Source organism: Burkholderia arboris (assembly GCF_038723655.1).
Classification (GTDB): domain Bacteria; phylum Pseudomonadota; class Gammaproteobacteria; order Burkholderiales; family Burkholderiaceae; genus Burkholderia; species Burkholderia arboris.
In genome coordinates, this window is sequence record NZ_CP109823.1 from 161,452 (window position 1) to 176,079 (window position 14,628).

Here is a 14,628-nt window from a genome sequence, read left to right on the forward strand (position 1 = left end):
GCCCGCCGTTCGAACGCCGGCCGGCATCACGACTTCTCCTCGAGCACGTCGTCGGCGGTGACTTCGGGCACGCGCTTCAGGCGCAGGCCGACCCGTACGCGCGGGCTGGCGGCGGGCGCATCGCCGGACAGCGGGATGCGATCGACCGGCATGGCCGGATCGCGGCGGAAGACGTCCTGGATCGCGAGCAGTCGATCGCGCATCGCGGCAATGGTCGCGGGGCGGAACAGGTTGGCGTTGTAGATCAACTGAATGCGGTGCCGGCCATCGCTTTCCACGACCTGGAACGACAGGTCGAACTTGGCCGTGGTGTCCGTCTGCGAGCGGTCGGTGATGCGCAGATCCGACTGCGGCGCGGGCATCGAAATGGCATTCGCCTGAATGTCGAAGATCGGGAAGTGGCCGGCCGGGGTGCGAATCTTCAGGTCGTCCAGCAGCGCATCGAACGGATAGGACGCATGCGCCAGCGCGTCCGTGGAGGCTTTCGCCACCGCATCGATCACCGCTTCGACGGTCGCGGACTTCTGCACCGGGACGCGGAGCACGAGGGTGTTGAGGAACACCCCGATCTGCGATTCGAGCTGCTCGCTGTCGCGTCCGGCCGACACGCTGCCGATGACGATGTCCTCGCGCCCCGTGTAGCGGTGCATCAGCACGCAGAACGACGCGAGGAGCACCGTGTAGAGCGACGTGCGGTGCGCGCGTGCCAGCGCCGCGAGGCCCGTCACCTGCGGCTCCGACAGTTCGACTTCGAGCGTCTGCCCGGCATGACCGGGCCGCTCGGGACGCGGGAAATCCGACGCCAGTTGCAGGCGGGGCAGCGGCGATGCCAGTTGCGCGAGCCAGTACGAGCGATGCGCGGCGGCGTGCGGGCCGTCGAGGCTCGCGTTGTGCCACGCGGCGTAGTCGCGATACTGGATCGACAGCGGCGGCAGGTCGTGCCCCGCATACAGGGCTTGCAGGTCGTCGGTCAGCACGCGGATCGACCATGCGTCCGATATCACGTGGTGCATGTTCAACAGCAGCAGGTGCTCCGTCGGCGAGAGCCGGACCAGCTTGACGCGCAAGAGCGGCCCCGACGCGAGATCGAATGGCTGCCCGCTTTCCTCGCGAATCAGCGCATCGATGGCCTGCAGTGCAGCATCGTCGGAGAGATCCATGTGCTCGACCCGGAATCCGGATGCCTCGCGGGTGAGGATGCGTTGCCGCAGCTCGCCTTCGATCATCGCAAACACGGTGCGCAGGCTCTCATGGCGATCGACCAGCGCGTCGAACGCACGAACGAGGCGCGCCGTGTCGATGGCGCCGTCCAGCTGCAGCGCGCCTGCCATGTTGTACGTGGACGGATCCGCGCTGCGGCTGGCGAGCCAGATCCGCTTCTGCGCACGGGACACCGCGTAGGACGGTTGCACCGCAAGCGCCGGGATGGGCGCATCGACATCGAGGCGCTCGGCGGGGCGGGACGCCAGCTTCCGCGCGAGTGCGCGCGGCGACGGCGCCTGGAAGATATCGGCGACCGCGACGTTCAGTTTCAGTTCACGCCGGATCCGGCTGACCATCTGGATCGCTTTGAGGCTTTGGCCGCCATGCTCGAAGAAGTCGTCGTCGACGCCGTTCGGCCGGCGGCCGAGCACCTCGGCGAAGATGCGCAGCAGCGCGGCCTCGACGGGCGTCTGCGGTTCGGCCGGCGCGCCGTCGGGCACCGACGCGGCCTCCGGGAGCGGCAGCGCGGCGCGGTTGATCTTGCCGTTCGGCATGACGGGCAACGCCGGCAGCAGCATCACGGTGTCGGGCACCATATGCGCCGGCAGCGTGTCGCGCAGTGCGTCGCGCAGGCGTTGGGGCGTCCAGCCGGTGCCCGACGCGTAGCCGCACAGGGTCATGTCCGAGTCCGGCGCCCGACGGGCGACCACGACGGCGTTGGAGATGCCTGCGAGCCCCGTCAGCGCGGCTTCGATTTCCCCAAGCTCGATGCGATAGCCGCGGATCTTGACCTGGAAGTCGCGGCGGCCGAAGAAATGGAGCGTGCCGTCGGCCCCGAAGCAGCCGATGTCGCCGGTGCGATACAGGCGCGCGCCCGGTTCCGGACTGAACGGATCGTCGCGGAACACCGCCCGGGTGCGTGCTTCGTCGAACAGGTAGCCGCGTCCGACGCCTGCTCCCCCGATGCAGATCTCGCCTTTGACGCCGGCCGGGCACGGATTCATGTCGGCGTCGACGACGTAGAGGCGCAGGTTCTCGATGGGGCGGCCGATCGGAATCGCTGGCAGATCCGGCGCGCGTTCCATGCTGAAATGCGCGACGGAATCCGACGCTTCGGTCGGCCCGTATGCGTTGATGAGCCGGACCGCCGGATTCAGGCGGAACCACGCGTGCGCGGAGGCCGGCTGCAGGGTTTCGCCGATCGTCAGCAGCGTGTCGAGGTGCGGGAACGCCGGAGCCGGGTGCCGTTCCAGCTCATCGAGGAAAGTCGCCAGATAGGACGGCACGAACTGCATCGCCGTGATGCGGTCGCGGTGAAGCGCGTCGATCAGGCGCGCGGGCTCGAGAATGTCGGCATCGGGATAGATCACCGTCGTGCCGCCCGACACCAGTGCCGCGAAGCACTGCCAGACCGAAATGTCGGAGCAGTGCGAAGCGGTCTGTGCGACCGCGCTCTGCGCGCCGAGCCCGACCCTGCGCGCCATCGCGAGCACGTGATTGAGCATGCCGCGATGCTCGACCATCGCGCCCTTCGGCTGGCCGGTCGAACCCGACGTGAAGATTACGTACGCAAGGTCCGCGGGCCGGCAACGCGGCACCGGCGCGCCGGCGTCGCGTTGCTCGGGCACGCGCGCGGGATCGACCCGCGGGATCGACGCCAGCGCCGGCGGCGGCACGCCGTCCGTCGCGACGACGATGGCCGGCCGGGCCAGCGTCAGGAGGGTCTCGACCCGCTGGGCCGGATAGGCCGGATCGACCGGAACGTACGCCGCGCCGCACTTCCAGATGGCCAGGATCGTTTCCAGCATCAGCGGCGAGCGCGGCATCCAGACGGCGATCCGGTCGTCCGGCCGGATCGGCGCGACGTGCAGCAGATGACCGGCGATCCGGTTGGCGCCTTCGACGAGGTCGCGATAGGTGCGGACCTCCGTGCCGCAACGGACCGCAATGCGCTCGGGGTGCGCGGCGGCGACGGCTTCGATCAGGTCGGGCAGGGTCCGGTCGGACGGAACCGGCGCGAACGTCTCGTTCCATCCGAGCACGATGGCGTCCCGCTCCGCGGCGGTGAGGAGCGCAACGCTGCGGTTCGGGCGATCTTCCTCGCCGGCGAGGCCGACGAGCAGTGTTTCGACGTGACCCAGCAGGCGGACGATCGTTTCGCGATCGAACCGGCCGTCGTCGTACAGCACCTGCAGCGACAGGCGCTTGCCCGGCGTCACGACCAGCGTCAGCGGGTAGTTGTTCGGATCGGCGACCTGGAATTCGCCGATCCGCAGGCCGGGCAGCCCGTCGGCCAGCGCTTCCTCGACCGGATAGTTCTGGAAGATGAGCAGGCTTTCGAAGAGCGGCACGCCGGGCGGCAGGCCCGCGAATTTCTGGATGTCGGCCAGCGGAAAGTGCGCATATTCCTCCTGCTGCGCGAGCTCCATCTGCAACTGCGCGAGCCACGCGGACGTCGGGCGCGCGTCGATGCGAACCCGCACCGGCAGCGTGTTGATGAACAGCCCGACCATCTCGTCCGACGCCGGCAGCGAGGCCGGGCGACCGGAAACGATCGTGCCGAACACGACGTCCGCTTCGCCGCTGTAGCGGCCCAGCAGCTGTGCCCACGCGCCCTGCACGAGCGTGTTGAGGGTGAGTCGACGGGTTTGCGCGAAGGCGACGAGCCGTTGCGTGTCGCTTTCGGAGAGCCGCAGCGGCACTTCGACATAGGCGCCCGGCGCGGCCGTGCCGTCGAGTTCCGGGCGTCCCAGCACGAGCGGCGTCGTCGCCGGGAAATCCGCCAGCCTGGTCTTCCAGAAGCGTTCCGCCGCGGCTGCGTCCTGGCGCGCCAGCCAGCGCACGTACTCGGCGAACGCAGGCGGCGCGTCCTGCTCCGGCGCACCGTCGGCCGGCAGCGCCTGATAGGCGGCGGCCACTTCGCCCAGGAGCCGGGCGGAGCTCCACCCGTCGAGCAGGATGTGGTGATGGCTCCAGTGGAAGCACCACGCGTGATCGCCCATGCGGAACAGCGCGAGACGCATCAGCGGCGCCCGGGTGAAGTCGAAGCCGCGTGCCCGGTCCTGCGCGTCGTAGGTTTGCCGACGCTGTTCGGCCTGCGCGGCGGACGCCGCGCACAGATCCTCCTCGTGCCACGGCAAGTCGATATGGCGATGCACGACCTGCACGGGGCTGTCGAGGTCTTCCCAGTGAAACGACGTTCGCAAGATGTCGTGCCGTTGCGCCACGGTATCCCACGCGCGGCGGAACCGTTCGGCGTCGAGCGCGCCGTCGATACGGAAATTCAGGCTGCTGAAGTACGCATCCGACGCGGGTTCGTACAGCCCGTGGAACAGCATGCCCTGCTGGGTCGGCGTCAGCGCGTAGACGTCGGCGATCTCGTCCGGCATGACCGAGGCCGGCGCCTGCGCGTGGCCGGTCGCGGGCCGGGTCGATGCGGACGGGACGGCAGGGTCGGCGACCAGGGATTCGAGCGCCGCGATGTACGCTTGCGCGACGCGCCGGATGGTGGCGGCGTCGTGGCAGGCCCGGCTGAATTCCCACGCAACGTGCAGGCGGTTGCCGGTCACGTAGGCGTTGATGTCGAGCAGGTGTTCGCGCCGCTGGCTCGCATGGCGGCCGTCGCCGCTCGGCTCCGTCGCCGGTTTCCAGTCGCGCGCGGCGGCGAACAGCTGGTCGGTCTGGCCCAGGTAGTTGAACAGCAGTGGCGGCTGCGGCGCCGGAGCGTCGAGCCGGTCTTGCAGCAGGCCGTAGCTGACGCCCGCGTTCGGCACGGCGCGCAGCTGCGTTTTCACCGACGCAACCAGGCGAGCCGGATCGTGCAGGCCGGGATCGACCGTCAGCGCGACCGGGAACACGGACGTAAACCAGCCCACCGTGCGCGAGATGTCGAGGTCTTCGACCAGTTCCTCGCGCCCGTGCGCTTCGAGATCCAGCAGGACGTCGGCGGATCCGCTCCAGTCGCTGACGGCACGCGCGAGCGCGGCAAGCAGCACGTCGTTGATCTGCGCGTCGTAGGCCCGGGGCGCGGCGCCCAGCAAGGCCGTCGTCGCGGCTTCGCCCAGCTCGACCACGACCGTTTCGGCGGACGACACGGTATTGGCGTCGGCCGGCGCGGTGCGGTCGAGCGGCAGGCCGGGCAGGTCGGCGCGCGCGAGGGCCTGCCAATGGACGCGATCGGCGTCGGCGGCGCCCGCGCCGGCCCAGCGCGAGATCGCCTGGGTCCAGGCGGCCCACGTCGCGCTGCCGCCCGCAAATTCGGGCGCCTTGCCGTTGCGCAGGCGGGTATAGGCGTCGTACAGGGTTTCGAGCAGCGCCCCCCACGACACGCCGTCGACGACCAGGTGATGCGCAACCAGCAGCAGACGAAGCGAACGGCCTTCGTCGAGACGGAACAGGTCCGCACGCACGACGGGGCCGTCCGACAGATTCAGGCTCGCATGCGATTGCGCGACGTGCTGCGCGAGCTGGTCGCGCGGAAGGTCGAACACGCCGACGGGCACCTCCGGATCGTCGACGACTGCCTGGATCCAGCCGGACTCGCCCGCGCGAAAGCGCAGCCGCAGCGCATCGTGCCATTTGACCGCGTGCCGCAACGCCTGACGCAGCAAGGCGGGATCGAAATCCGCCGGCACGTCGAGCAGGACCGCCTGGTTGTACTGGTGCGGATCGTCCTGGTGCTGCGCGAAGAAACGCTGCTGGATCGGCGTCAGCGGCAGCGGGCCGGACGATGCGACGAACTCCGCCGCGCCGACCGTGCCGCGCGCGGTCACGGCGGCGAGCTCGGCGACCGTCGGATGCTGGAAGATCAGCCGGGTGGTGAGTTTCAGGCCCGCCTTGGCGGCCAGCGACACGATGCGCATGCTGAGAATCGAGTCGCCGCCCAGCGCGAACAGGTTGTCGTGGATGCCGGGCGCCGGAATGCCCAGCGCTTCTCCCCAGATGCGGCACAGCAGCGTCTCGGTGGGCGTGCGCGGCGGTGTCGGTGCGTGTACCGCCGCCGACAGCCGCGACCGGTCCAGCGGCGGCAGCGCCTTGCGGTCGATCTTGCCGTTGCCGCTCAGGGGCAGCGCGTCCAGCACCACGTAGATGGCGGGCACCATGTAGTCCGGCAGCGTGGCGGACAACGCGGCGGCTATCGCGGCATCGCTCAGCGACGCGCCGTCGCGGAACGCGACATACGCGCACAGCGCGGCGCGGCCGGCGTCGTCGCGATAGTCGAGCGCGGCCGCCTGGCGGATTTCCGGAATGGCGGCCAGCGCGTTGTCGATCTCCCCGAGCTCGATGCGGTAGCCGCGGATCTTCAGCTGGTGGTCCTTGCGGCCGTAGAGCGCGATCGTGCCGTCGGGGAGATGGCAGCCGATGTCGCTGGTGCGGTACATGCGGACGCCGCGCTCCGGAACGAACGGATCCTCGACGAAAGCCTCCCGCGTCGCGGCTTCGTTGTTCAGGTAGCCGCGGCCGACGGCGATGCCGGACACGCACAGTTCGCCGGGAATCCCGATCGGGCACAGGTTCATCTGCGGGTCGACGACGTAGAGGCGCACGTTGCGGATCGGCTTGCCGACCGGGACGTAAGGCGTGGCCGGCGCGCACGTCATGCGGTGCTGCGCGACGTCGTCGGACGCTTCCGCCGGGCCGTACGCGTTCACCAGCGCGATGTCCGGGAACACGTCGAACCACCGTTTCACCAGGGCCGGGCTGACCATCTCGCCGGTGACGAGCAGGTGCCGCAGGTGCCGCATCAGCGCCGGCCGTTCCGACGCGCGGTCGAGCACGGCGGACAGATAGGACGGCACCAGTTCGAGGATGCTGACCCGGGTAGCGTCCAGGGTCGCGACGAAGGACGCGGGATCGCGAATGCATTCGTCGTCGACGATCACGGTCTTGCCGCCGGCGAGCGGCGCCGTGAAAAATTGCCAGACCGAAATATCGAAGCAATGCGGCGCGGTTTGCGCGATCACCGACGACGCCGATATCGAAAACTCGTCGATCTCGGCGAGCATGTGATTCAGCATGCCGGCGTGCTCGACCATCGCCCCTTTCGGCTTTCCGGTGGAACCGGACGTGTAGATCACGTAGGCGAGGCTGTCGGGCGACACGGGGCGGCCGGGATTGGTGTCGTCGTCGCTCCCGGTGGCGTCGTCGAGCGACACGACCGGCGCGAGCGAGGCCAGCTCGGGCGGCAACAGGCCGTCGCAGGTCATCACGAGGGCGGCGCCGGAATCCTCGAGAATGGTGCGGATGCGCGCCGCCGGATAGTTGGGGTCGATCGGAATGTAGGCGGCGCCGCACTTCCAGACGGCGAGGATCGCCTCCATCAGGCGGGCCGACCGGTGCATGCAGATCGCGACCAGCGCGTCCGGCCCCAGCTCGGCGGCGGCCAGCAGGCGGTGCGCGATACGGTTGGCGCGGGCGTTCAGTTCACCGATGCTCAGGACGCCGTCGCGGTACTCGACCGCCGGCCGCCCCGGGTGCGCCGCGGCGGCCTGTTCCAGACGATGCACCACGGTGAGCGCGGCGTCGAACGGCACGGCGGTGTCGTTGAAGGTGTCCAGCAGTTGCCGTCGTTCGGCCTCGGGCAGGATCGGCAGGCGTCCGAGCAGCCGGTTCGGATCGGCCGCGAAGGCATCGAGCGTCGCGGCCACGTGGCCCAGCATGCGCTGCATCGTGTCTTCGTCGAAGCGCCGCGGATCGAACGACAGTTCCATCTTCCAGTCGTCGCGCGCCGTCACCACGAATTCGAGCGGGATGTCGGCGCGGTTGTAGAGTTGAACCTCGTCGACCGCCAGCCCGTGCGCGCCATGCGTCAGCGACGCGTCCAGCGGGTAATTCATGAACGTGATGTTGCTTTCGAACAGCGGCGTCGTCAGCGGCACGTCGCTGCAGCGCTGGATGTCGGGCAACGGCGTGTGCTCGAACGGCGCGCGGGCGGCCACGCGCGCCTGGATCATCTTCAGCCACGGCACCAGCGGCTGCCTGGGGTCGACCCGCACCCGCACCGGCACCGTATTGATGAACAGGCCGAGCATGGATTCGATCCCGGGCAGGTTCGCGCCCCGTCCGGACACGACGGCGCCGAACACCACGTCGGTCTCCCCGCTGTAACGCGACAGCACGAGCGCCCAGGCCGCTTGCGCGAGGGTATTGAGGGTGACGTGATGGCGGGCCGCAAATTGCCGCAGGCGCGCGCTCAGGTCGGCCGACAGGTCGGCCTGCACTTGCGCGAGGCCCTCGCCGAAGCGCTCGCCCGCGTCCGCGCGCGCGGCCGTGGGCAGCGGGGTCGGCGAGTGAAAACCTTCGAGATAGCGCGCCCAGTATTGCTGCGCGGCTTGCGGCTCGCGCTGCTGCAGCCACTGGATATAGTCGCGATAGGGGCGCACCGCGGGGAGCGTCGGCGGCACGCCGTGCGCGAGCGCGCGATAGGCCTCGAAGATCTCCTCGATCACGAGCGACAGGCACCAGCCGTCGGCCAGGATGTGATGGTGGCTCCAGCTGAACAGGTAGGCGTGCTCGGCGACGCGCACCAGGCGGCAGCGCACGAGCGGCGCACGATCGAGCGCGAAGCCTTCGGCCAGGTCGCGGTCGAGATGCGCGCGCCACCGCGCGCGCTGTTCGTGGTCCGGCAGATCGCGCCAGTCGTCCTGCACCCACGGCAGCGTGGCGTGCGCATGCACGACCTGCATGGGCTTGTCGAATTCCTCCCAATGGAACGACGTGCGCATCACCGGGTGCCGATCGATCAGCTGCTGCCATGCGGCTTGAAACAGCGCGGGATCGAGGCTGCCGGTGATCCGGCAACCGAGCTGGTTGAAGCTGCTTCTCGCGCCGGGCGAGTGCACGGCATGAAAGAGCATCGCCTCCTGCATCGGGGAGAGCTCGTAGATATCGGCGATGGTGGGGGAGGTCACGATTTGATCCTTGATACGAGGGCGTCCAACGCTTCCTGACTGATGCGCGCGGCCGGAAAGTCCGACGGGCTCAGCCCGCGCGGGCCGTCACCGCTGGCCTCGACGATCGACAGCAGGCGGCTGCGGTAGCACTGCGTCAGCTGCTCGATGACGCCGGGTGCGCAGGCCTCGCGGTTGTAGCGCCAGGTCAGGCGCAGACGCCCGTCGAACACCATCCCGTCGATCTCGAACAGGTGGCCGCGACGTGCGCGCGGGCTGTGCTCGGGACTCTGGAAGTCGAGCACCGGCTTCCAGCCCGTGTCGTCGGCCAGCACGCGGTCGATCTGGCCGAGGTAGTTGAAGCGCACCGGCGCCGGCGGCTGCCGCGCCAGTGCCGCCGCGATGCCGGCGTCGTTGCCGAGGTAGCGGGCGACGCCGTAGCCGAGCCCGCGCATCGGCACCGCGCGCAGCTGCTCCTTGACGTGGCGCAACGCGTCGACCGCCACGGTGGCGTCGCCGGCATTCAGGTACACCGGGTAGTGCGTGGTGAACCAGCCGATCGTGCGCGACGTATCGACGCCGTCGAAGAGGTCCTCGCGACCGTGGCCTTCGAGCTCGACGACCAGCGTGGCGTTGCCGGTCCAGTCGCCGAACGCGAGCAGCAGGGCCGTCAGCAGGACTTCGTTGATCTGGGTGTTGAACGTGCGCGGCACGTCCTGCAACAGCGCGAGCGTCTGCCCGGCGTCGAAATCGATGACCGTCGTGCCGGCTTCGCCGACGGTGCCGACGGGCATGTCGTCGAAGCATGCAGGCTCGTCCGCGCTGGCCTGGAGCCAGTAGTCGAGCCCGTCGGGCGCGCTCGCACCGAGTTCGGACAGGCGCGTCGACCAGTCGCGCCACGCCGTCGTCCTGGCCGGCAGCTGCACCGCTTCGCCCGCTTCGCGCTGGCGGCATGCGGCGTACAGGTCTTCGAACAGGATGCGCCACGACACGCCGTCGATCACCAGATGGTGCGCGACCACCAGCAGGCGCTGCGGCGTGTCGGGACCGAACTGGAACAGGTGCGCGCGCAGCAGCGGCGGCGCCGACAACGTGAAGCTTTCCTGCAGGTCGCTGGCGGTCGCGAGCATCGCCGCCTGGCGTGCGGCGGGCGACGCGTCCGCCAGCGACGTGACGCCGAGCGGAATCGCCAGCGGCGGCGCCGCATGCGATTGCTGCCATGCGCCGGCGACGCGCTCGAACCCCAGCCGCAGCGCGTCATGATGGGTCGCGACCGCCGCCAGCGCGTGCTCGAGCACGTCCGGCCGCAGCGACGCGGGCACCTCGATCATGGTCGACTGGTTGTAGTGGTGCGGATCCGCCACGTCCTGTGCGAAGAACCACGACTGGATCGGCGTCAGCGGGGCGGGGCCGACCACCGGTTCCTGCGAAATCCGGAGCGACGGCGCCTCCACCGCGACCTGGGCAAGCGCGGCGATGGTCGGATGCGCGAAAAACTGGTCGGCGGTGAATTTGAGGCCGACCTGCTGGGCCAGCGACATCACCTGGATGAGCAGGATCGAGTCGCCGCCGAGTTCGAAGAAATTGTCGTGCACGCCGATCGGCTCGCGGCCCAGCACCTCGGACCAGATCTTGCCCAGGCGCGCTTCGACGTCATTGGCCGGTGCGGCGTACGCGGTTGCGCCCGGCACGGGCGCCAGCTCCAGCGCGGCGAGCGCCTTGCGGTCGGGTTTGCCGTTCGGTGTCAGCGGCAGGCGTTCGAGCGTCACGATCGAGGCGGGCACCATGAACTCGGGCAGGCGTTCCTTCAGATGTTCCCGCAGGCCGGCGACGCTGGCCGTCGCCGTGGCGACGCAGGCCACCAGCTGCTTGTGCTGCGGCGTATCCTCGCGCACGAACACGATCGCGTCGGTCACGCCGGCGTGCTGCCGGAGCGCCGCTTCGATTTCGCCCGTCTCGATGCGATAGCCGCGAATCTTCACTTGCGTGTCGCGGCGCCCGGTGACTTCCAGGTTGCCGTCCGGCAGCCAGACGCCGAGGTCGCCGGTGCGATAGAGGCGCTCGCCCGCTTCGAACGGGTGGTCGACGAACGCGGCGGCGCTCAGGTCGTCGCGGCCGACATAGCCGCGCGCCAGCGCGATGCCGGATACGCAGATCTCGCCGGCACACCCGTCGGGGGCCAGCGCCCCGTGCTCGTCGAGCAGGTACAGGTGCGTGTTGTGGATCGGCCGGCCGACCGGCAGACGGGCGCCGTAGGCGATCGCCGGGTCGACCACGTAGTCCGCGATGCACACGGTGGCCTCGGTCGGGCCGTACGAGTTGTGGCACACGCGGGTCCGGGCCAGTTCGCGCAGATCCGCCACGCGCGCGTTGTCGCCCGCGCTGATGACCCGCTTCACGGCGCCGAGCGCGTTCCAGTCGAGCGACGCGAGATAGGCCGGCGTCGCGTTGACGGTGGTGACACCCTGCTGCGCGATGTAGTCGACGAAGCGCGGCACGTCCCGGATCACGGCGGTCTTCGCCAGCACCAGGCGCGCCCCCGCGAGCAGCGTGACGAAAATCTCCATGATCGAGCCGTCGAAGCCCGGGGAGTAGAACTGGACGAACCGGTCGTCGGCATCGAAACCGAAGGCGTTCACATGGGATTGCGCCATGTTCAGGAGCCCGGCATGTTCGAGCACGACACCCTTGGGGGTGCCCGTGGAGCCGGACGTGTAGATGATGTACGCCGCGTCGCCCGGCGCGACCTCGACCTGCGCCGACGCCGGTGCGGGTTCCAGCGTGTCGAGCTGAAAGTCGAGCGCGAACATCGGAATCGCCCAGAAATCGGCGAGCAGCGGCAGGTATTCCGAATTCGTCAGCAGCGCCTTGACGTTCGCGTCCTCGATCATGAAGCGCAGCCGCTCCCGCGGAAACTCCGGGTCGAGCGGCAGATACACTGCGCCCGCCTTGAGCGCGCCGAGCATGCCGACGATCCAGCGCTCGGAACGGTCGGCGACCACCCCCACCACGTCGCCGCGCCCGATCGCGTATTCCGCGAGCAGGAAGCCCGCCAGCCGGGACGCCTGGTCGTCCAGCTGCGCATAGGTCAGCGATGCGTCGGCGGTCACCACCGCGACGCTGTCCGGCGTGGCCGCGACCCGTTGCGCGAACTGCGCGAGGAAGGTGCCATCCACGGCAATGGGTGCCGCATGCGCAAGCAGGCGCGCACGTTCCTCGTCATCGAGCAGCGAGATCGTGTCGAGCGGGGCGTCCAGCGCGCCGAAGCCGGCCACGACGTTGCGCAGGTGCCGCGCGACATGCTGCAGATAATGCAGCGTGAAGACCGTCGGCCGGCCCGTCAGGACGATCTCGTAGCACGCACGATGCCGGATCTCGATCGACAGGTCGTAGTCCCCCGCCGTCCACGCTTCGTGCAGGCCGTCGAAGCGCACGCCGACGTTGGTCGCGGGCCGTGCGCCGCGCAGTTTGTGCGCGAGGGCCGCGATCGGAAAATCCTGATACGAATAGCTGCGCTGCACGCTGTCGCGCACCTGGTTCAGGTACGCGCGAACCGTGGGGCCGGGCTGGGCGGCGTCGAGCAGCGGGATGGAATCGGCGGAACCGTTCGCGGCTTCGGCGATCAGGCGCGGCGTATCCACGAACAGGCCGGCCGCGCCGTCGTAGCGCCCGAGCACCCGGAACAGCGCCGCCAGCAGCACGACGAACGCGCCCAGCTCGTTGCCGGCCGCGAGCTTCGCCAGGGCCTGCCCCGCGTCGCCGTCGAGCGCGAACGTCAGCGCCGGCGCGGGGCCGAGGGGCAACGCATACGCCTGCCACGCTTGCTGAAGACGGAAGTCTTCGTCGAGGCGTCCGAGCGCCTCGCTCCAGAACGCGAAGTGTTCCTGGTATTGCCCGCTGGTCGACAGCGCGTTGAGATTCAGTTCTGACAAAGCACGATCTCCCTGGTCGCGTACAGGATTTCGGAAGCGATGCCCTTGGCCTTGCAGTGCGCGACAAACTGGGTGGACTGGATATGGCTGGGCGAGTTTTCGTCGAAGGTGTTGTCGAGGAGGTGGTTGAGCCACGGCTCCTGGCCCATCGCGTAGACATACGCCGCGTTGAACGGGAAGTCGTCCACCAGCGCGGCCGCCTCGCCGAACTGGCAGCCCCGCGCCCGGCGCGAGCGGTCGAGGTCGCGCGGCAGCGCCTTGGGAAACAGCGGGCCGTAGACCCATGACGGCGGTGCGCCCTCGGTTTCCATCCCGACGAACAACGTGTCCGGCTTGCCGGCGAGGCGGAAGACATGCTCGTAAAGACGCGGGTCCAGGTTGCAGGAATCGGCGATGCACAGCACCGAACGCGTGCCGAAGCGGATCATGAAGCTCTGCTTGCTCTGGATCGCCAGGTCGTTGTGTTCGCCCAGGAACGGAATGGCGGTGATGGCGCCGTTGGGCACCTTGATTTCGTCTGCATCCCTGACTTCCAGCACGTCGTCGAAACCGAGCTTGCGCAACGCCAGCGCCAGTGACGGATCTTGCGGAAACCCGTCGAGATTCCTGCCGACCACCACGGTCTTGACCTTGTGGCGAAGCTGCAGCAGCGTTTCGAGGACGATGTGATCGTGATGGCTGTGCGTGATCAGCACGTAGTCGATCTGGTCGGGCAAGTCCGCGAACGTATAGCGCGGCAGCGCGGTGTCGTAGCCGTAGCTGATCGCCGGATCGATCAGGATGCTCACGCCGCGGCTCTGCACCAGCAGGCACGCGTGGCCGTAATAGCGGATGCGGATGTCGTCGCCGTCGAACGAACGATCCGGTTTCGGCGCGGGCGCCTCCTCGACGAAGAACGTGCGGAACAGCGGCTCGTCCTTCTCCTCCACGCGCATCAGGTCGACGATTTTCGCGTAGCTGCCGGGCGTGTCGCGCATCCGGAACAGCGCATCGAGCGCGCGATCGTCGAAGGCCATGTTGCAAAACAGCGTGCGCTCGTCGCTGAGCCGGGGCGTGCTGAGAATGAACGGCCGGGGCGTGTTCTCGTCGATCGCCGACAGCGCGATGCTCTGGGCGTCGCGCGCGTAGAGCGGGCTCGCATACAGCAGGCTCTCGAAGAGCCGGAAGGACGGGTTGTGATTCAGGTCGTAGTAGATCTCGACATAGCCTTTCAGCACTTCCGGGATCTCGGGATAGATCGGATCCGACGCCATCCCCTTCGCCTGTTCCAGCAGCAACGTGGAGAACGTCTTGTAAGCCTTCGCCAGCTCCAGTTGGCGGGTCGCGCGAGCGGTGGTCTGCTCGATCAGCGCGCGGATTTCGTCGACGCGCTTGCCGCCCAGGTCGAGAAACGGGCCACCGCGCATCGCGGGATCCTTGCAGGCCGCCGCATGCATCATCGGCGACGCCGCATAGGATTTCATCAGCGGCAGGAACCGCTCGGCCACGTTGAGCGCGGCGGTCAACGGCGGCAGCGTGTGAAACCACGCGTACCAACCGTTGATCAGCGGTTCGAACTGAATGTTTTGCCGCAGGTAGACGTGTGTGCTGGACGAAATAGTCAA

3 protein-coding genes are annotated in these 14,628 nt (G+C 68.9%); all 3 read right to left on the reverse strand.

Annotated elements, in window-relative coordinates; all coding sequences use genetic code 11:
* Positions 1 to 26 precede the first annotated feature (26 nt).
* From OHZ10_RS33620 to OHZ10_RS33630, 3 genes are read right to left on the reverse strand one after another with little or no spacing between them, the layout of a single operon-like run.
* On the reverse strand, positions 27 to 9,113 hold the full coding sequence (locus OHZ10_RS33620; protein WP_342706339.1) for an amino acid adenylation domain-containing protein: 9,087 nt from the start codon (positions 9,111 to 9,113) through the stop codon (positions 27 to 29).
* Positions 9,110 to 13,024, reverse strand: coding sequence for an amino acid adenylation domain-containing protein (locus OHZ10_RS33625; protein WP_342706340.1), 3,915 nt, complete (start codon positions 13,022 to 13,024; stop codon positions 9,110 to 9,112). The genes OHZ10_RS33620 and OHZ10_RS33625 overlap by 4 nt, the downstream gene beginning before the upstream one ends.
* On the reverse strand, positions 13,012 to 14,628 hold the full coding sequence (locus OHZ10_RS33630; protein WP_059241576.1) for an MBL fold metallo-hydrolase: 1,617 nt from the start codon (positions 14,626 to 14,628) through the stop codon (positions 13,012 to 13,014). The genes OHZ10_RS33625 and OHZ10_RS33630 overlap by 13 nt, the downstream gene beginning before the upstream one ends.